Origin of the sequence: Leucobacter viscericola, assembly GCF_011299575.1 — a bacterium.
Classification (GTDB): domain Bacteria; phylum Actinomycetota; class Actinomycetes; order Actinomycetales; family Microbacteriaceae; genus Leucobacter; species Leucobacter viscericola.
Window position 1 is genome coordinate 1481462 of record NZ_CP049863.1, and the last position, 20513, is coordinate 1501974.

The window sequence follows — 20513 nt, forward strand, 5'->3', positions numbered from 1 at the left end:
GTGCCTAACTACGCCTACCGCTGCGCCAAGTGCGACCACGCCTTCGACATCTACCAGTCGTTCACAGACGATTCCCTCACGGTGTGCCCCGAGTGCGGTGGCCCCTTGCGCAAGGTCTTCGGGTCGCTCGGCGTAACCTTCAACGGCTCGGGCTTTTACCGCACCGACTCGCGCGCCTCGGGTGACAAGAAGTCGAGCGGCTCATCAGATTCGGGATCAAGCAGCGGTTCGGGATCAAGCAGCAGCTCCGGCTCAGCCAGCAGTTCGGGATCCTCCAGCGCAAGCTCTTAACCACAACACGTCAGCCGGCGTTCACACATCAGCCGGACAAAAACACCTGGATCCGTCCGGCAGACGTGCCAGCACCGGCCGACATGCACGATAGGTCTCGGCCGTGCCAGCACCGGCTGACAGACACGACAGGCACAACGGGTCTCGGCCGAGCCAGCACCGGCTGACAGACACAACAGCCGCACCAGCCACAACAAGTCCCGGCCGAGCCGCCACCTCACCCCCAGTGCGGCGGCCGATCCCGTCGCAACTGTTCGTCGTTCTCACCGGATTTGCCAGCACCGGAAGCCCCGGAAGCCCCAGAACCACCCCACCCCTCGGGTCGATCCTCAGACGCCGCAGCGTCCAAGGAGTGATCCGACGGATTCGGGTCAACTCCCTCGGGCGCGGGTCGAGTCACACGGCGCCGTTTGCGAGCACCAGGTTCGGTCACAGCGCCGAGTATTCCTCGGTCGCTTGAGCGTCCAAGGGATCAGCAGATTCCGAGTAGCCCAGGGTCCGCGCGATCCGCAGCGCAGCCTCGTCAGGGTCAGAGAACAGGTCGAAGCTGTGGACGCGGTAGTAGTGCCAGCCGAGCCTGCGAAGCACCGCCGGGCGCAACCGCAGGGTGTCGCGGAGGCTGTCGTGGTCTTCACCGAGGTCGAGGTCGATGGCAACTGCACGATCCCCGAGGGAGGCAGCAAGCGGGATCGCACCGCGGTAGTCGAGCGCAACCGTCAGGCCCAGCTTCTCCAAGCGGTCGGCAAGCTCGCCAACCATCGGATCACGCTCAGACGGAAGCGCCGGCGGCTCCGGTGCGGGGTTCTCCAGCGCCAGCAGTTCAGCGAGATCCACAACCCCGTGCTTGATGCGTGCGGCGTCGAGATCCTTCGGCTTGAAGCAGCTGACGATCGTCATGGCGCGGCGCGCGCGGGTCATTGCAACGGCAAGCAGACGCTCGCCACCGGGCTGCCCGAGAGCACCAAAGTTTGAAAGCACACGCCCGTGCGGGGTGCGGCCGTAGCCAATCGAGAAGATCACGCGATCCCGACTCTGCGCGGTCGCCTGTTCGAGTGTCAGCACTGCAAATGGCTCAGCACGCTCGCCCAGCAAAAATTCGCGGTACTGCGGGAACTTCGAGAACGCCTGCAGCACAGCCTGGTAGACACGCACCGCGTGGCGCTCGCTCGCAGTGATCACCATGAGTGATTCGCTCGAACGCTCGCTCGCGTGCTCAAGCACGAGCTGCACAACTCGATCAACCTCGGCATCGGTGCTCTCGACGGCGCCGGTCTGCTGATCGGGCAGTCCCTGCCCGCCGTGCACAAACTCGTAGGTGAGGCTCGAGTGCCCGAGGAAGCTACCGGCCCACGGCAGCGACTGGATCGCACCGTTGTAGAAGCGGGTGTTCACAAGGCTCGTGAGATCCTCACCGCCAGCACGGTAGCTGCGAGTCAGCGTAAGCATCGGCAGCACCTCGCCCAGCTGGGCGAACGCGGAGCGGGCGTGCAACGCCTCGACATCAACTGAGACAGGCTCAGCACCAACGGCCATCTGGAACGGCATCGGACTCTGCGTCATCGTATCGCCGAAGGCAACGACCTGGCGAGCCCTGCGAACAGCACCCAGGTTCTCAACGAGGGTCGTTGCACCGGCGTCAACAATCAGCACCGCATCAAATCGCATGGTGTCGGGCAGCTGTGCGACCTCGTAGGGCGACATCGTCCACACGGGAGCGAGCACCGACATGAGGTTCGGCGCATACTTGCCGAGCATCGCGGCCGACACGTACCCGCTGCGCAGCGACTCGCGCAGCGCGCGGGCCTCCTGCTTGTGGTCAAGCACCGAGACGCGCCACGCGTCGGAGAGCGAACCAGCGAGCAGCGTTCCGTTCGCACCGGAGTGCGCGTCATCGACGAGACGGAAGTCGGCCTCAAGTCGCTCAATCACACTCGTGTTGGCGCTGAGCAGCGCGGGGTTCGTCTGCAGCATGCGCTCAAGCGCTGACTGCCACCAGGCAAGCTCAAGCTCGGCGGCGACCTCGTCTGAGGGCACATGCCTGGCCGACAGGTCGTCAAGCAGCCCCTCGAGGTGCGAAGCACGCAGACGCTCAATGATCGTCGTGCGCTCCTGAATGTTCTGCAGCACCTCGGATTCGCGCGACAAATCAGAGATACGAGCAGCCAAAGCGCTCAGCGACAGGTTCTTCATGCGGGCAGGATCAGTCACCGTGCCCAGCGTCTTGTCGAGCTCGTCGAGCTGCTGGTACGCCAGCTGGAACGCAACGACCACATCGGCGATCCCGAGCGGCACCTCGGGTCGCGTGCCCGTGACCGTTGTGTAACGCTGCCACAGCACACGCTGCTGCTGAATCTGCACCAGACGCGAATACATGTCGGTGATGTGCACACCGGGGCGCACATACTCGCGAGCGAGCTTGCGCAGGCGGCGCTTGTTCGCGGCCGACATCTCGTCACTGCCACGGGGGGCGTGCGCCGCAATCACCTCGGTGAGGGAGCGATCGTAGACCTCGGGGGTGAAGCGGTCGAGGGTATCGCGGATCCCCATCAGCAAACGCAAGAAGATGCCGAGCTCGGCGATCGTTTCGTACGGGCGCATGGAGGTCTGGCCGATGACCTCGTTCGCCATCGAGATGAGTCGCGGCAGCTGCGATTCGGCGAGGTCAACAGCCACGCCATACGCGGAACGCGCCTCTTCGGTCGAGGCAAAGTCAACGCCGTACCAGGGCGAATCTTCGGGACCGTACTGGAACTGGCCCAGACGCGCGACCTCGGTCAGTGCTTCAGCTACAGAGGATCGGTCGAGCGTCAGCTGACCCAGCGCCTGGTCGTCCAGCCGCACGGTTGTTGTCGGTGGTTTGTCGCTCAGCGCGAGCATCGTCAGCTTGCGCAGCGCCTCAAGCGGCGAGACCCCAAAACGCTTGTCGGGGGTCGATAGCGCCGACTGGTAATCGCTCAGCACACCGCGCAGGCGCACGAGTGCCTCGTCGACGTCGCGCAGCTGCTCTGGTCGCGCGTTTTCGTTGCGGCTGATCGACTCGACCAGGTTGCGACGCAGGCGGCGCGGGCTCACTGAGAGTCCGGCGAGACCAGCGCGAGTCAGGCGGTGAGTAATGCCGTCAAGGGTTGCGCGCCGCGGCGACACAACAAGAACCCGTTTGCCGGATCGCACGAGGCTGCCAATGGCGTTGACCACTGTCTGTGTGCCGCCGGTGCCGGGCAGGGTGTGCACCACAATCGAGTGCCCCGCGTCGATCTGCGCGAGCACATCCTCTTGCTCGGCATCCGCGTCGTAGAGGTAGCGGTCCGTCTCGGGCGCGCGCTCGTCGGGAGGCGTTGCACTCACCGGGCGGAAAGACTCTGTGAGCTGCTTGCGAGCAGGCTCGCTACCGCACACGGCCTCAAGAATCGGAGAGTCCAGGTTCTTCGCGTCAGCAACCATCTGCTGCGACACGTTGTGGAACGAAGACACCACCAGGCGCGGCTGCACAACAAACCCGGGCAGACCAGCAACCATCTGGCGCAGACGGTCGATTACCGGCTGCGGCTTAAACACACCCTCGGACTGCGAAAGCTCGATCAGCGTGCGCGCGTCGAGACTGATCCCGAACTGCGCGCGCAGCACCCGGATCAGCTCGGAGTTCACAACCGGAAACTGCTTGAGCTTCAGCTCGAAGTCGCGGCCGTAGCGCCGGATCGCGAGCGGACGCAGCAGCACGGGGGCACAGAAGTCTTCGCCCTCAAAGCTCCACTTGGCGATGCCAACGCCGAGGTTGACGGTTTCGAGACCGCGCACCGTGCGCATCTCGATCGCCTTGTCAGTGACACGACCGGCGGCTGCGCGCGCGTGGCGCAGCGCGAGATCGTCACGAATCAGAGCGGAGAGCAGAATCTTGTTGCCCGTAATAAACTGCGGCAGGCCCCCGGGGTGTGTGGTGGAGAGCTCAATGCGGTTTGCGGGGCGATCGTCGAAGTGCAGCAGCGGGTTCTCGCCGCCGATGGTCGCGAGTTCTTCGCGCCAGGCGGCGTGCTCGGAAGCGTAACTGTCTACGAGCGTCACGGATCCCGTGAGCGGGGCCGTCAACTGCTCGTCAACACTGGTGGGTTCAGGATCGGGCGCGGTCGCGAGCGACCCCTCAATTCGAGGCTCGACGGAATCCGCGGTTGTCGTCTCCGCGTTATTGTCGTCGCGATCCTTATCTGATCGCCGTCGCCTATCCACACTCCACACACCGCCACCCTAAGGTGTGAAAGCGTGAATTTGCGGAATCAGCGCGGTGTTTCTTCTCCCGCGGTCACAACCGGCGCCGCGACTTCAACCTGGCCACCGCGGATCTTCGCCAGCGCTCGCATGAAGTGATAGACCACAACGGCGGAGATCGTGCCGAGCGCAATGCCCCCGAACTGCACCGATCCGATGGTCAGCTCGAAGTTCGCGATGCCGACGATTAGCGGCACTGCCGCCGAGAACTGGTTAATGGGCTTCGAGAAGTCGACGTTGTTGTCGATCCAGATCTTAATGCCGATCAGGCCGATCAGGCCGTATAGCGCAACGGTCACACCGCCGAGCACCGCGGGCGGCACCGAGTAGATGACCTGGCCGACCTTGGGAGAAAAGCTGAGCAGGATCGCCATCACGCCCGCAGCCCAGTACGCGGCCGTGGAGTAGACGCGCGTCGCAGCCATCACACCGATGTTCTCGCCGTAGGTGGTGGTGCCGGATCCGCCGCCGAACCCGGCGAGGATCGTCGAGACGCCGTCGGCGAGCAGAGCACGACCCGTCACGGGGTCCATGTTTCGGTTGATCATCAGCCCCACGCTCTTCACGTGACCGACGTTCTCCGCGATCAGCACGAGCACCACGGGGAGGAAGGCCGGCAGCAGCCCCCAGAGTGACGGATCCGCGAAGGGATTTCCGACGGCGTGGAAGCTGGGCAGGCCGATCCAGGCGGCGTCTTTGACCGCACTGAAGTCAACGAGACCGGCCAGCATCGCAACGATGTAACCGACCGCGACGCCGAGCACAATCGAGAGGCGCCCGATGAGTCCGCGGAACAGCACGGTAATAAGAAGGATCGCCACGAGCGTCGCAACCGCGACCCACGACGAGAGGCCCTGATCCACGTCTGGATGGTTTGCCGGATCCCCCAGCCAGTTGTTCTTGACCGCTGGCGCGAGGTTGAACCCGATCAGTGCGACGACCGAGCCCATAACGACGGGCGGCATGAGCGCGTTGACCCAGCCGGTGCCCCAGCGGTTCACAATCAGGCCGACGATCGCCATCAGCACACCGATCGCGAGAATGCCGAAGGATGCACGGCCGAGGTCGTCTCCGCCTGCGGTTGCCGCCATGATCGGCGCGATGAACGCGAATGATGAACCCAGGTAGCTAGGCAGGCGGTTGCCCGTGATCAGCAGGAACAGCAGTGTGCCCAGGCCCGAGAAGAACAGTGTCGCCGTCGGGCTGAAGCCGGTGATGAGCGGCACGAGGAACGTGGCGCCAAACATCGCGACCACGTGCTGCGCACCGAAGCCGATAGTGCGCGGCCAGCTCAGACGCTCTTCTGGCAGCACGATCGCGTCGGCTTTGACGCTGTTGCCTTCTGCGTGCAGCTTCCAGGGCAGGGCCATTGGGACTCCTCGGTGTGCGGTGGTTCACGGCGTGCGGTGTGCAGTGCCTCACGGTGGACGCGCGCAGCGAGTTGCGGGCCCCAAAGCTATATCTTATCGACCCCGATAGCGGCTCCTCCAGACCAAAGCGCGAGGGATCCGCCACCATATACTCGAATCAAACGAGAACAGTGAACGGAACCATGAGCACCTCGCAACAAGATCCCAGCTTTTCGGCGAAGATGACACGCTTTGTCGACCGTGTCGAGGTACTCGCGCAGAAGGCAGCCGTGCCGAGCATGCGCTACGCGATCGCGCTCATCATGATCTGGTTCGGGTTCCCGAAGCTCTTCCCCGGTTCTTCGTCCGCTGAGGATCTCGCGGTCAACACGGTCGATATTCTGACCTTCGGCCTTGTCGCTGGCGACACGGCGCGCGTCATTCTTGCGGCCCTGGAGGTCGGCTTCGGCATTGTGCTTCTCATAGGGCGGTGGATGCCGCTGATGCTCGTGTTGATCCTCGGCCACATGATCGGCACGTTTACGCCGTTCTTGTTCTTCCCCGATCTGCTGTGGAAGTCCCCGGTGTGCTGACCATCGAGGGTCAGTACATCGTGAAGAACGTCGTCATTATTGCTGGGCTTATTTTCCTCGCCGGTTGGGGCATGCGCAGGGGTGGGCATCGGCGGCCTGCGAATTATCCGCATGGCTAGCATTTTGGGAAGCATCCGCGAGCACAAGAGAGGGAGGTGGATCGCCTGCCCCAGTGCGCGATCCACCTCCCTGTGCTGCTCAGAAAGCTTGTCTACTTGCGGTAGTCAGTTACCAGACGATAGATGAAGGCGGCCATCGCCTCACGAGAAAGGTTGTCCTTCGGGCGATAAGAACCGTCTGAATACCCCGTTGAAAGCTTAGAGTGCTTCATCCAGGCAATCTCTTGGTAAAACTTCTGATTCTTCGGGACATCGCTAAACGGAGACTGTTTTGGAGCCGTGAAGCTCGTGGAGGTTTTCGCTTCTAGGCGATAAATAAACGCCGCCATCGCCTCACGCGACAGGTTATCTTTCGGATGGTAGCCACCATCGGCATATCCCGTCGTCAGCTTCGATTCCTTCATCCACGCGATCTCTTTGTAGAACTTGTGGTCCGTCGGCACATCACTAAACGGGGACACCTTCGGAGCTTCATAGTTTTTCGGTGCCTGCAACCGGAACATGAATGCCGCCATTGCCTCGCGCGATAGCTCCGTCTTTGGGCGATAGGTCTTATCTGCATACCCCGTGGACAGTTTCGTGCAGCGCATCCAGTCGATCTCTTTATAGAACTTCTGGTTCGTGGGGGCATCGGTAAACACGGCCTGCTTGCGCGGCTCACCGCACTGAACATTCGGCGGGGTAACCTCCGCCGGTGTGATTTTTACTGTGTGCTTCGCGGATACCGCACCGCTCGTATTCTTAGCCTCGACCCGAAAGGTGTAGGTGCCAGGGGTTGTTGGCGTGCCGTATAGCTTTCCGCCAAACGTAAGCGTCAAACCTGCAGGAAGACTCCCCTCAGTTACGGAAACCGTAGGTGTCGGCGAGCCAGTTACTGCGAATAAATAGCTGTAGGCTTTACCGACCGAACCGCTAGTCGGGGTTCCCGAAAGCGTGGGATCCCCCACGAGGTAATAACCAGCCACACCGCTGAACACAGTTCTTACCGACCCGACGGTTACGGGAGTGTCCCATTTCAATTCGCTGCCCGCCAATTTGGTCCAGGTGACCTTACCCGCGCTAATAGACCCAGCGCCGGTCTTAATTTCGACTGGAACTGACGATCCATCGACGTTCGTAATGACAGGCAGTGGAACGGCCACGCCTTGTTTGGCGGGCGCCGGAACTAGTCTCTGCCCTGAAATGTAAAGCGCAGTGAGGTTAGTGAGGCCCACCAGCGGAGACACGTCCTGGACCTGATTGTTATCTAAGGATAAAATCTTGAGATTGGAAAGATTTGCGAACGGTGAGATATCCACAATTTGGTTAAGGTAAATTCTTAGCTCGGTGAGTTTAGTAAGATTCGCCAACGCGGATACATCATAGATCTTGTTGTTATTTAATTCTAAACTGGTGAGATTAGTGAGCCCTAACAATGGCGAAACATCCGCAATCTGATTGGAACTCAAATTCAAGGATGTGAGGTTCACAAGCCCCGACAACGAGGTTATGTCAGCGACTCGACTCGAGGTCCACCTGAGAGTGGTGAGGTTAGTGAGATTCTTCAGTGGCGCTAAATCCACCGCCTGAGCACCAGTCACTTTCAGTTGGGTCAGATTTGTGAGACGCCCCAATGGTGTCGCATCCTCGACTTGAGTGGCGATCAAGGACAGGTACGTAAGGCCTGTGAGGCCCGCTAACGGCGACACATCGTTAAGTGGATTGCTGGAGAGATCAAGGACCGTGAGACCAGAGAGACCTGTCAAGGGTGAAACGTCCACAAGTCGGTTGTTGTTCAGGGTTAGCGACGTAAGACCCGTGGCGTATTTCAGAGGGGCAATATCAGCGATCACAAGATTTCCACACCCCAGCGCCCCACTCATAGAGGCAAGCTGTCCCTGGGTGATCGCAGAGGTAGTGGGCACACCAAGTTTTGAAGCGACACAGGCTTTCAACCCCGCGTCAGCAAACACTACTTCATCTGTTGGGGCTGCTTGCGCCGGAGCAACAGTGCCACTGACAAGCATTGTGGCGGAAACGATACCCACGATCAGCCCGTACAACCAGCTACTTTTTGTGGATGTTCTCTTAAAAATGATTAACTCTCCTAGCATTCGCCTCTGTTGCAGGTCATACCAAACACCACACTACTAAATATGTAGCAACAAGGACCAGCTGCTTCTAGTTCCGCGCAAACGGTACTTTTAAAGCTGTCAAAGTTCAGCCTGAGGTATCCGCGAATTTCTCGGCAGCGGAGGACACTCCGACCTTTTGCACGAGGCACTTGCGACAACAAACGACTCATAGAGTTGCCTCCGGGACACGCTCGCAAAACGCACCGAGGCCAATGGATACAGCGCGACAACACCGGGTCTCGGAATTACAGCATCGAGAACGCTTCCTTGACGGAAATATTCTCTTTCGGAATCCGGTGCATAATTTCTCCAGCGAGTTGTGAATTGTCGCGGCAACACACCACGATGCCCAAGCGCATAGCTCGAATACTCCACACGAAAACCACCGTCCGTAACCACCATTACCCCTGAAGCATCCCCTGCGTCTCCACCCCCGACAGCTTCCGAAACCTCAAACCCTCCCGGCGGGTGAAGGCATTGTTCATGTTTTAGTAATAAAACGTGTCCTTGGCCGAGCTCGGTATTTGAGTATTCGTGGTCGTGAGCAGCACTCGTATTGTGCCTGGACAGCCCCCGATAGCACCGGTGAGTAGCGCCCTTACTCGACCGCTACCCGCCAACTGACTGTTATCTGCGAGCAAGGCTCTCTCGCATGTTTGTTTCAATGGTTTCTACCCAGATCGCACGATACAGGATCCGGTCCATACTGGCATCAGCGTGGAAGTCACCACCGAGACGCTCATACCAGCCAGTCCTTCTTCGAGTACCGCGCATAGAACAGTGTCGTAACCGCGTTCGAACAATCCGAGGAGCATCCCTCGCAGACCTTCATCGGACTAGAGCGAGGATCTCACCGCATAGAGTGAGCGCCTTCTCACGAGCCGTCAACCTTTTGAAATCTCCTGTTGAGGGTTACAAAAAGTTCGTCCAATCGCTGCGGCGAAATGGCGCGGAAACCCCCGAATCGTTCGTCAAGCACACAACTCACCAGCTCCACCGTTCGATCTTTTGCGGTCTGCAGTTCGATCACCAGACAGGGTTTCAACGCCCCTGTCACGAGCTCGCAAAGTTCTACTCTCGCTTCAACAGCCCTGTGCGTAGGTATGGTCAAAATATTGGAACCCAAACCAACCCATACCGTGAGGTGTTCCTTGCAAACACCGATGGAAATTGGACCTAAGCGTCTCGGCAGTCGCGATGCCCCAAGCTTCTGAAGAGCGACTCTCGTTGAAACCGCCTGAGCCAAAACGTACATTCCAATGGCATCCGGATCATTACGGTGCAGCGCTCGGACTCGAGCCTTACCAGCAACCCGAATCAGGCTGAGTCCACCAAACACGACGAGACACCCAGCCGGAATCCCGAGCAGAGTTCCAACGGCAGCCGGATTAAGATCGCTTCCGTTTGAACCTTGCACCAAAGCTGCGAGTATCCTCACGAGGGCAGCAACAACAGGTACCACCAATACAAACAGAATGAAAATCAGCCTGTTTCGCTTCATCATAGATCGCAAGCTCAACGTCCTCCTGATGTGCCGCCGCCCCCTGCGGAGCCCGCTCCAGACGTCGACTTATGCGAACTTGATTGATTCTGAATCTGTTTCCCCGTATTCACAATTGAATTGACCGTATCAGCACGAAAAACTCCAATAATTCGAGATGCTTTCACCCAAGTTCGGAAGCTTTGCGAATGGGATTACCCCCAAACAGCAGGCTCCCACACTCAAACACAGCATCGACCTCATATCTTGCGATGCCATTGGGCTCAAGCGCTTGCATCATGCGGCCGAAATCATCAGGCGCTTCTCCTTGTTCTACAGCTCGGCTTTCCAGACCTTCGGGTCGCTCCACTTCGGAAACTCGATGAACTCGCCAGGTACTGTCTGCTTCTCTCCCGGAGGAGGAAACTTCTCCTTCGGAATCCGGTAGATGACTTCGTCAGTTAGCTTTGCGTAATCATCGCACCAGTACACGCCGCTCCACACGTCAACGTTGTACTGGCCATTCGCCTGCACCGTATACCAAACGTGATAACCGTCCTCGGTCACCGCCCGCAACTCTCGCCGAGTGATCTTCCCGTCTTCGTCCTCACTCTTAGACTGTTCAGTCTGCCACCCCTTCGACGCGAAAAACTTCGCCGCAGGCTCAAGATCAGCTTCAGCCCCAGTCGCCCCAGGAGGATCAAAAGACCTCGTAATGTTGTAGTAATAAGAATTATGAACCGTGGCACCCTCAACAGGATCCATCGCCGTCAGCCCTGACGACAGTCCAAGCCCTGCACCTAACCACACCCAAGGGCCATCATAGATCTGTGACTGTGTCTCTGTTACCAACTCCATCATCCGTGTATACCGGACACCCGCCAAATCAAATTGTTCCTCCATCGACATCGCTTCAACCTCACCAAACGACATCCCCGCAGAATCCTTCGCACTCATCTTCACTCCCTCCGCACATCCACTAACAAAAAACGCAACACCAACGACTGTCACACTAGCTATCAGTCGAGACCAAAACCGCTGCCGCCTTATCCCCCGCTGCACCAATCTCATTACCCTTTGGTCCTTTTGTCGATTTTGCCGTTTGCCATGATCGAGGTAATCGCATCTTCTGAAGACGTGCTCGCCGAGAGATATCCCAATTTGGTGTCGCTCACTGGATTCATTCGATGCGTAGTCGTCGCTTTCAACTTACTCTTATCAGACAACACCATGTCCTCAGACGAAAACTCCACCACACCCTCTATGTTGCTTGGCTTCAGGCTCTTCGTCGTTGATACCCACCCCTTATTCGCAAGCCAGTCTCCCGTCGCCGAAGTAGCGTAGAACTTACCCACCTTCAGATCAGTGACCTTAGTGTCGTTCTTCACCCCCGCAGACCCATACGTCACCAAACGATCAACCACGAAGTTCGTTTTCTTCAACGCTTCCACCGCCGTCGTTGACCCATACGAATGCGCGAGCACCGCGAGCTGCTTCGGCTGCTTCCCAAGCTCCTCCCGACTCGCATGCAGACCATTCAAGAACGAAGCAAGCCGGTCACTTCCCGATTTCGCTCTCCCCATACTCGGCACTTCGTCCCAAGATGGAGACTTGTATCCGATCCAGTTCACCACCGCAAACGAAGCCGATCTATTCTTCTTCTGGGCATCGTCATACAAGCGTTTTGCAGCGTCGTTCCCGTTAAACATGTCACTCACACTCGAATCCATGCCAGATACATTCACTGTCAGATTGGACGCGGTGTCCAGATCTCCCACAGACATTCCAGCAACAAGCACACCGTCATGATTGCCCAACCCGATCAGCTGAATCGGAACACCAGGATTATCCTTCTGCGACTGCTCAAGCGCGTCCTTGATAGCCTGCGCCTGCTCCTTAAACGTCACCAAATCAACGTCTGCGCTCAAGTTAATGCGAGTACCTCTAGCGTTCTGCCTCCAATCTTCTTTGAACCCCATCAGCTTGTAAGCCAAATCAGGCTCTTCCAGCGCGTACTCCAAAAACTCCCGCGATGCCGCATCCTGCGCCCACGCCGGCAACCCGCTCAAATCCGTCAACTTGACCAACAACTCGGGCGGCAACTCCCGAACCGCCTCCGCATCCAACCCCAACGCATTCCACGCCTTCGCGACCTCTTCAGCAGACAAATCGCCCTTGAACAGGTTCTGAAACTTCTTCCCCTTCGAAATATCCGTCGCAACCTTTTTCGCCGCCTGATTCAACTTTGACACCGACAGCGATCCGCCACCAGCCTTCTCAAACTGGCCCGCGAGATTCCCAGCCCACAACACGTCCGACCGGTTCTCACCCAACAACCTCGCAAACGCAGGCACGCTCGACACATTGCCAAACTGCACCCACGAACACGCCCCCGTAAACCGTGCCCATGCGTTCTCGACCGCAGACACCTGCCCATCAAGCGCATTATTCAACCCCTGAGAGGTCGACACAAACGCCCGCAACATCACGGGATCAGCAGACGTCTTCCCCTTTTCAGACTTACTCGTGTTTTCACGCACCCGATCCCGCACTTCAAACGCAGCAGACAACGTCGGCGGCGTCATCACATCAGTAGACGGTTTCTTATCCGCCGCCGCGTCAGCAGCATACGTGTTTCCCACAGGGTCCGCTGCCCGATCCTGCTTCCGCTGATCCTCACGCACCTGCCAATCAGCAAGTGCTTGCTCCCGAGCCTTTTCCGTAGCAGCCTTTACTTTCGCATCGATCACATCCGTCGCAAGATCTTCATACTTGCCTGCAAGCCGCGCCCGATCCTCAGACTCCACCAAACACGCCGCCCCAAACAACTTCGCAAACGGTCCGGCAAACTGCTCACACGCATCATCAGCCGCTTTCCGTCGCGACCCGGCCTGGCCCCGCAACACGATCGCCGCGTTCTGAAACACAGACACCGCGCCGTCAGCAGCCGCATCATCAAACTCGATCACCATTACAGTCTTTTCAACTTTCTACACCGAAATAATATTTGCGTCCACACGGCAGAGTCTTGACTCAAGCAAACTTGTCGTTTGACTTATCCGAGGAAACGAATGCTTCAGAAAGCCGCTGCTGAATCACGCTCACAAATCGCGCTGAAGGCAGCGGGTGCAACGAAACCACTTCAGAGCTTGGCATTACGACTTCAAACCAACCCTGTGAAGGAACGAGCACGATCACCCACTGGTGTTGCAAAGAGAACTCGAACTGGCATTCAGTCCAGCAAGCTCCCTCGGAGACCTGATCGTTGATTCCACGAACGTTCCTCTCGTATTCGGAAAGTTCGAATGTTTGGCCACCGTCAAACACGAATCCAGGTGTGATCCCAGTCCAGGCAAAAACATCAGCGAGAAGTTGCTCTCCGCTGAGGCCATAGAGGTCGCAGGTATCTCCGACGACATCAAAGGCAGATGTTCCACCAGAACGGACAACCGCGACGCCAGGTTCCGTGGAAAGTGCGTTATAGCTGCCAGTCACCGCGCCACACCTGACATGGATCCCCAGGAGCCGATCCTCAAAACCTGTTAGTCCCCGCACAGCGGCAACCGTGGCTAACTCCTCACGAGGAAACTCTCGTTCGGTATGAGCGCGCAGTTCTTGAAGTCTATCCAGTTGCTCGATAGGAAACCCAGCACGCACAGTAGCTTTCTCATTTAGGAGCGCATGACCCTCCATCGCTGCCGCTTCAAGTGCCTTGCCAGTCTCATCTCGGAGGCGCAACGACCTAGCGATCCAATCAAACGTTTCTTCAAGATCTGCTGCCTGCGAAGGGAGGTAAGTAGCAACCACGTGAAGATGATGCCGTCCAGTTGCAAAGACCCACTTCTTTGCGAGCAGTTCGCGGCCCGCTCCGTCTGGATAGCTAAACAGGATCGCACGCCCCGGGGCAGGCTCCTCGATCGACGCAAGCGCACCCCAGAAGAAATCAACGCTGAGAACTTTCGCTCCAGGATGCTGCTCAGTCGCTGCACGCAACGCAACAACCGACGCATCGACCAGAGGTTCCACACTGGGCACCGAGGTAAACACAATATTTGGTCGGAACGAGAGACGCTCATCCTGCAGACCAAGCACAAGGTCGGCCCCTGCAAACGTAAGAGGTTGCAAGAAACTTGGGTACCTCACCACAAAATGTGGAGTGAGAGTTTCAAGCACAACAACTTCATCTTTTACTTCTTCGCTGAAATCACCCTGCTCGCTTCTCATAGGTTCAGCCCCTTCTTCAGATCTCTGGCCAACCGCTCAAGTCGCCGACGCTCTTCTCGCCCCTGAATAAACCATTTCGGCAGCAAAAACGATGGCAGCCACCAAAACCCGATAATACTCACGCCCCACAAAGTGGCCGCGATAGGCACCAACCAGCCACTCAGGATACTTCCCTTTGGCACCAACGCAGCATGGATGTAGGGGAACACAAACGCCACACCGAAAAACAGAGCAGCAAACCCTCCACAAATCAGATACGCCGAAGACTCAGCCCATCCCGTCCACTTCCCAAGATATGCAAGCAAACCAGAAAGCATCAGAATGACACCAAATGACACCACAAATACCGAAATCATCAGGCGTCCATTCTTGTCGAACTAAACAATTCAGTTCTCCCCACGAACATAATCAGCAGTAGCTTGAGCAGCATTGTTGCCAGCCATTCCACCAGCAATTCCGCCAATCACACCTCCGATGATTCCCCCGATAAGGGTTCCTGGACCGGGAAAAATCGAACCTATCGCCGCCCCAATAGATGCTCCCGCCCATGCGCCTCCAGCAGCTCCCAGAGCGGAGTGTCCACCTACAAAAGCAGTGTCTTCTAATGCTCGCTGTTGTCTCTGGCTTTCGTCCCATGTCGGGTACTTTGTCAATGTCGAGTTGTAACTACTCGAGTAAGTGCTCCAGAGTGTGATGCCGGTACCAGCCACCCCCAAGCCACGACCGCCCCACTTCGCCCACTGAGGTGGTGTGCCGATAGTTGAACTCGGAGTGAGCCATTTCTGGGTCGACCACCCCTTTGGATGATCCAGCTTGCCCGGGGGCACCGGAGGCGCAGGCAGAGAGCCTTCTGGAATAAGAAGCCCGGAAGGAGAAACCGAGTATATTTTGCCCTTGACGAGTTCCTTAGGCCAAAACTTATCTTGAGCTTCAAATAGTTTTGCCAAACGTTCCGCATTTTCACCGGGCACTATGAGCCCGGTCCGATACCGCACCATAAGCTCAACCGAGGTGCCAATGGTGGCGTCAGTCAGTGTGGATTGTAACTGGTTCGGGGAAAGCAGCGACTGATCACCCCCAGCCAGTTCAAAAGCTGCGGCAACTTTCTCTACCAATAACGCGTCCGCCCGGTTTTCGGCAAGTAATTTCTCAAACCCTGCGAGGAACGTGGCTGATCCGAAATTGACCCATCCACAGCTTGATGTAAACCTCGTCCAGGCACTCTTAACGCTTGTTAACTGGTTTTCAAGGCTCGTATTCAGTCCGTTCGAACTAGTCACGAAGCTACGAAGCCTGTTAGGGTTCGCTGAACTCGAACCTCCTAGAATGCTAGCTGCCCGGTTCCGCTCGCGCGCCGAGAACGCAGCGGAAACGCTTGGTGGGCTCAAGGGAGTATCAGACGGTTTAGGATCGTAGGGTTCAGCCACTGGATTTGGAGCACCAGGAGACAGGGCATCCATTGCCCGTTTTCTATCCCTTGCGTCCTCCCGGTCTTGCCAGGCCGACAGGTCAGCAGCTCGCTGCTTCTCTTCAGTCGCTCTCGTTTTCGCTGCTTCTACTTGGGTAACAAGAGACTCAAGAATGCCAGCAAGGTTGATTCGATCTTCCGATTCAATCAGACAAGCAGTCTTGAGAAGGTTTGCATAATGACCGCTAAAATCCTTTGCAACGTTCTCCGCAGCACTGCGCCTAGTTGCCGATTGAGCCCGTAACTCCGTCGCAGCATTTCGCGCAGCTTGCGCAATTCCATCAGCAGCCGCATCATCAAACTCAATCACCATTACAGACCTGCACCTTCCGCACTCGGGCTCATCGTCTGCACGAGCGCAACCGAACCACCAACACACAAATACCCACGCCCCGTGGTAATCGCCACAGGCGCACGCCGAGGTATCGACACGCTCAGCAGTTCGCCATCAAAATCAGTATCGGGTTGCAGCAGAACCCCACAGCGCGACTTCCGCAGACTCTTCGTCCAATGGCTATATATGCTCCGCAGATCAGCAGACCGTCCCGCAGCAATCATGCACAGTCCAGGATGATTCGACTCGGCAAGTTTCTGAAGTGCCTGGTCAGCGTCCTCCACTCGCTCCGCATCATCAATCAGGAGATACACGGGACCAGTTTCCAGTTGCAAGGCCGACAACAACGCTGGTATCTCGTCAGCACCCGACGCCGACCTGTCGAGGGCCGCGCTTCCCAAAGGCGAACGACGATCATAAATACCCCATACTGCCGGTTTGGTCTCCCCTGACCGGAGCACTTCAGCCAGTGCAAGCAGTAGCGTCGACTTCCCGCTTCTCGCAGGCCCTGCAATCAGCGCATGCTCACCCTCGTAGAGCTCAACCAACCCCGCTGTAAGCGTGTCTTCCCGCACTCCAATCGGAAAGCGTAACGGTTCCCCCGTGAGATCCAGGGCAGCCACGAGACTCGAAGCAAGCACGTTGTCGGGAAGTGATCCGATTACATCCGCCTTCGCTGCCGCCCCCGCCCAACGAGACTTCGCCTCTTGCACAGCGACTTCCATTCCCTGAGGCGCGGTCGCAATATGCATCTGCAGCAGTGTGGTCGCGTCGACACATCGCCCAGCAATCGTCGCCGGAATGTCTTTGCCCTTCACCCCAAAGTTCGAGTAATCAAACACGTCAGCGAGCCGGAACACCCAACGCTGCGTCGTCACCTCATCCATCGCAGAAGGAACAGACTTCGCACGAGTCGTCGTCACTGCAAAGTGCATTCCGAACGCTGGCCCATCGGCATAGACCCGGTAGAACGAATCCAGCAGCTGCTGCCCTTCAAAGTCTTGAAGTTCATCGCGCATCGCCGCGAAACCATCGATCAAGATGATAGTAGGCCGGTGCGGACCATTTGTTTCTCGACGTCTCGCGAGTTCGCCAGTCAAGTGCCGCAAGAACCGCGCTTGCTGTTCTTTGGCCCCTGGCCCTGAGCCAACATATGCAACTGTGTGCGGTAGGCCGGCGAGCGAAGCGAGCCCCCGTGACCCAACATCGAGACACAGAATATCTACCTCATCAGGTGCCTTTGTCGCGGCAACGGAAAGGGCAATCGAGGCGAGGGTAGTACTCGTGCCGCTACCGGCAATTCCTAACAGCAGCAGGTTACCCTCTGCGAGGTTCCATCCAGCGGGTGATTGTCGCTGAAGGTCGGGTTCGTCTGCCAGTGCAACGTTTACGGTCGTATCGTGCATGCCGCCCGTAGCGGGCGTCGGTCGGGCTGCCACGTCAACTTCTGTGTTCTCGGGATTCGATTTGTATCCGTCAAGGTTGACCTGTTCGCCAAGAGCCTCCGGCCACACTTGACGAGGTGGCGCATAGCCATTCAGTTCGTTTGCCTGAACAACAGCATCGATCAACAAGTCAAGATCATTTGCGTCGCTGGCCTTTGCCGAAATAGCAGACTTGCGCGGCATCGGTACACCGAACAATCCAATTTCTCTCACCTCAACAACCTCGGCGAGATCTTGCTTCGCTCGTCCTGTAACAAGCGCCGTCTGTACTGGCGTGATGTCATCTTGACCGAGCTTCACATACGCCCTACCCATCTGCGCACGTCCAATGCTCGCGGCGGAAGGCACACTGATCACGTTGCTGGAGTCTTCACGGCTCTGCACACGCAACGCGACTCGCAGGTTAGTGTTCGCAAGGATATCTTCGTTCACCACGCCCGCAGGGCGCTGCGTCGCAAGAATCATGTGAACACCGAGGGTACGTCCGACAGCCGCAACACTCACGAGTGATGCAAGCACATCAGGAAAGTCCTTTGCGAGCATGGCGAACTCATCAATAACTAGGAGCAGTCTAGGGAGCGGTTCAGCTGGCTTGGTCGCAAGGTAGGCCGGTAGATTGTCAATGTCTTCGCCGGCCGCAGCAAACAGACGCTGTCGCCTCTCCATTTCTGCTTCAAGCGCACGAAGCGCACGATCCGCAAGCTGCTCGTCTAGGTTGCTGATCGTTCCAATTGTGTGTGGCAACCGTTCACAAGCTTTGAATGCGGCTCCACCTTTGAAGTCAATCAGAATGAAGTTCAGCCTCGTAGGGTCATTGCGTGCCGCAAGCCCGGCGACAAAAGAACGTAGAAACTCGCTCTTACCCGAACCAGTGGTACCACCCACTAGGCCATGTGGCCCATCTTTCACAATGTCGAGATCAAGCACACCAGATTCCCCAAGACCAACTGGTGTCGACATGCCAGTTGGGGCGGCCCACATGCGTTGGATCGCATCCGCATCAAGCTGCCTCGCGTCAAGCAATTCAGGAAGCCGCACTAATGAGGGCAGAGAAGCTCCTGGAACAACAAGTTCTGGATCCTCAAAATGGGCAAGTCTCCTCGCAGAGGTTTCGGCGCTCTCAACACTGATACCTGCAAGGATCACGTCTTCCACACGTGTGAGATCTTCAGGGTGGTGAACTGTAGCGGCAGCATCCTGCCCGACTTCGATAACCGCGGTGCACGCAGCAGGAAGTTTATCGGAGGTTGTCGCAATGACAATTCCGCTCACTCGACGCACAATCTTATCTTGAGACTCGCGGGATCCGGGCGCTACTCGCCCCAGCCCAAGCAATTCTCGTGCGGGTGCGTCCCGACCTTCTGTGAGCACTTCTGAGTCCAACACAGTTAGCAGAGTTGGAGTAGGCAGTGCCTCAATACTGTCAAGCAAATTTCGCAACATTGAAGCGCTCTGTTCACGCTTGTTCGACATCCACCGAGCCCCCTCGCTGCTTCCAGCGAGTCTTGTGTGGGGCAGCCAGGCCGCCCACTCCCAGTCAGTCTCACGTCCACCATCGCAGAACAGACCGATAGTGAGATCTGCCGGTCCGCAGTGAACAGCGGCTTGCATGATGAGACTTCTTGCGAGAGCGAGGGCTCCATCGCGATCTCCGACAATGCCAATGACACCGCTGTTTCCGAGTTCTCCCAGCACGGGAGCAGCAGGCAGCACACTCTCTTCAAGAACCTGCTTCACTCGATCATCCAGGCGAGCAACGCCCTGCATGCTCACTTCAGGTTTCCAAGGCACGTCGCCAACACCAATGTGCAAGCTCAGGAAGTCATCGGCCGCCACTCGCCTCTGCCACAGCAACGTTGACGGGAGTGTAGGGCGGCGCATCAAAAGACCGGGATCAGGGATACTGCTTTGCCGCCTTAAGCTCTCATCAGCAGCGATTTCACGAATCTCTCCTTGAAACGCCTCAAGTGCTTCGCTGAAACGAGCCTCTTCTTCTTTCAGGTTCTTTGCGCGACGACGTTTCTGTTCGAACCACATGCCGATTCCCATGATGGGGCTCAGGATCGCGAACATTGCGAACCTTGCATCTTTCATCACGACAATCAGCACCCCCGCCATTACGAGCGGGGCAAGTATAGAAATATAGCTGAACTTTGATGCAGCAGGCACATCCTTCTGAACGGGAGGTTCAAGCGCGTCGGGTGGTGCAGGGCGTCCCGGCCGCGGAGGGCGATTAAAAGGGGCAGTTGCCGCTGGAGTGAGATTCGCCAAGCTACCAGGTGCGGGCGCCGGACTCTCCTCCAATTTTGGTCGAATACTGAGCACAGCCCCGCCTGCAATGACGGTTTTTGCTTCAGAGATCAGCACGCCTTCGTCATCGATTTTTGCACCATCGACCACAGTGCCATTTGTAGAACCTGCATCGCGTAGACGAACACCTTCGGGTTCAAGTTCAAGCGTGCAATGATGCCATGAGGCACTATCGGTCGGCAAGACGAGGTCAGCTTGTGGGGCGCGCCCAACCACGAGCTTCCGGTGACCCGGAATAACAACAACGTCACTTACTGCAACCCCACCCGAGATTGACACGTTCCAAGCGTGCACACGCTGCACGGGGGAAGGAGCCTCGCGCGCTAGCACGGACCCCTCAAGCATCACAACCTCCTGGAGCTTGGTCGCCCCCGTAACCGGCGCCCCGTCCAGAAATAACTGCTCTTCTGGTTCTAACCCAAGGATTCCGGCGGCGGCACACAGTTGCGCCACTGTTGCTTCAGGTTGCCAATCTGCAAGTTCAATTACCTCTTGCTGGCCACCAAGATCGATGAGTACCCGCATG

General features: G+C 57.6%; 13 protein-coding genes. 2 read left to right on the forward strand and 11 right to left on the reverse strand.

Features of this window, described 5'->3' with window-relative positions; all coding sequences use genetic code 11:
- Positions 1–291, forward strand: coding sequence for an FmdB family zinc ribbon protein (locus G7068_RS06785; RefSeq protein ID WP_166290498.1), 291 nt, complete (start codon positions 1–3; stop codon positions 289–291).
- A 217-nt stretch (positions 292–508) separates the two neighbouring features.
- Here G7068_RS06785 and G7068_RS06790 read toward each other — a convergent pair whose 3' ends face one another.
- Genes G7068_RS06790 through G7068_RS06800 form a run of 3 tightly spaced genes read right to left on the reverse strand, consistent with a single transcriptional unit; the run spans position 509 to position 5921 of the window.
- The gene (locus G7068_RS06790; protein WP_166287121.1) at positions 509–724 is read right to left on the reverse strand and encodes a hypothetical protein; all 216 of its coding nucleotides are present in this window, start codon (positions 722–724) and stop codon (positions 509–511) included.
- On the reverse strand, positions 721–4521 hold the full coding sequence (locus G7068_RS06795; RefSeq protein ID WP_244304749.1) for an AAA family ATPase: 3801 nt from the start codon (positions 4519–4521) through the stop codon (positions 721–723). The genes G7068_RS06790 and G7068_RS06795 overlap by 4 nt, the downstream gene beginning before the upstream one ends.
- 38 nt (positions 4522–4559) lie before the next feature.
- Positions 4560–5921 carry a uracil-xanthine permease family protein gene (locus G7068_RS06800; protein WP_166290500.1) on the reverse strand — a complete coding sequence of 454 codons (1362 nt, stop codon included), beginning with the start codon at positions 5919–5921 and terminating at the stop codon, positions 4560–4562.
- Positions 5922–6103: 182 nt separating this feature from the next.
- Between G7068_RS06800 and G7068_RS06805 the strand changes: the two genes are divergently transcribed.
- Positions 6104–6493: a DoxX family membrane protein gene (locus G7068_RS06805; RefSeq protein WP_166290502.1), complete on the forward strand. Its 390-nt coding sequence runs from the start codon at positions 6104–6106 to the stop codon at positions 6491–6493.
- A 211-nt stretch (positions 6494–6704) separates the two neighbouring features.
- Here the strand turns inward: G7068_RS06805 and G7068_RS06810 are convergent, their stop codons facing one another.
- From G7068_RS06810 to G7068_RS06845, 8 genes are all read right to left on the reverse strand, one after another.
- Positions 6705–8654: a leucine-rich repeat domain-containing protein gene (locus G7068_RS06810; protein ID WP_166290504.1), complete on the reverse strand. Its 1950-nt coding sequence runs from the start codon at positions 8652–8654 to the stop codon at positions 6705–6707.
- 946 nt (positions 8655–9600) lie between these two features.
- The gene (locus G7068_RS06815) at positions 9601–10230 is read right to left on the reverse strand and encodes a hypothetical protein (RefSeq protein ID WP_166290506.1); all 630 of its coding nucleotides are present in this window, start codon (positions 10228–10230) and stop codon (positions 9601–9603) included.
- Between the two features lie 309 nt (positions 10231–10539).
- The gene (locus G7068_RS06820; RefSeq protein WP_166290508.1) at positions 10540–11163 is read right to left on the reverse strand and encodes a hypothetical protein; all 624 of its coding nucleotides are present in this window, start codon (positions 11161–11163) and stop codon (positions 10540–10542) included.
- 113 nt (positions 11164–11276) lie between these two features.
- The gene (locus G7068_RS06825) at positions 11277–13175 is read right to left on the reverse strand and encodes an alpha/beta hydrolase (RefSeq protein WP_166290510.1); all 1899 of its coding nucleotides are present in this window, start codon (positions 13173–13175) and stop codon (positions 11277–11279) included.
- Positions 13176–13239: 64 nt separating this feature from the next.
- Positions 13240–14232: a hypothetical protein gene (locus tag G7068_RS06830; protein ID WP_166290512.1), complete on the reverse strand. Its 993-nt coding sequence runs from the start codon at positions 14230–14232 to the stop codon at positions 13240–13242.
- 194 nt (positions 14233–14426) lie between these two features.
- Entirely contained in the window at positions 14427–14786 is a 360-nt protein-coding gene (locus G7068_RS06835) for a hypothetical protein (protein ID WP_166290514.1), read from the reverse strand.
- A gap of 30 nt (positions 14787–14816) precedes the next feature.
- Entirely contained in the window at positions 14817–16211 is a 1395-nt protein-coding gene (locus G7068_RS16320) for a hypothetical protein (RefSeq protein WP_205881367.1), read from the reverse strand.
- Positions 16211–20512 (reverse strand): FtsK/SpoIIIE domain-containing protein, encoded by a 4302-nt coding sequence (locus G7068_RS06845; RefSeq protein ID WP_166290516.1) that lies wholly within the window; start codon positions 20510–20512, stop codon positions 16211–16213. The genes G7068_RS16320 and G7068_RS06845 overlap by 1 nt, the downstream gene beginning before the upstream one ends.
- Between the last annotated feature and the right edge of the window lies 1 nt (position 20513).